At 40.5% G+C, this 247-nt stretch carries 1 protein-coding gene; it reads right to left on the bottom strand.

Going from position 1 to position 247, the window contains the following annotated elements:
* The coding region (locus tag QSV46_RS40560) for a hypothetical protein (protein WP_314964351.1) at nucleotides 1–247 on the bottom strand (247 nt) is incomplete at both ends.

Here is a 247-nt window from a genome sequence, read left to right as displayed (position 1 = left end):
GTGTAACCTATTGAAAGTCGTTTTGCATAATCATTAGCCACATGCTGCTTTGATGTACCAGATACTGCATCATGGTGTTGAGCAAGAGACAAAGCATCAGCCAAAGAGTCCGTTTTAGGACCTAAGGCACTCTTCCCTTTAAAATACTCTAACTGCCTTGCTGCCTGTTTCAGGATCGAAAGGCAATAAGAGGCAAGTTGTGGAATTTTTGTGAAATTCAAAAAACATGCAAAAATATCCCGTGGAA

Origin of the sequence: Bradyrhizobium cosmicum (assembly GCF_032290525.1) — a bacterium.
GTDB lineage: Bacteria > Pseudomonadota > Alphaproteobacteria > Rhizobiales > Xanthobacteraceae > Bradyrhizobium > Bradyrhizobium cosmicum_A.
Note: the sequence above shows the minus strand (reverse complement) of the source record. Positions and strands in the feature narration are given on the sequence as shown.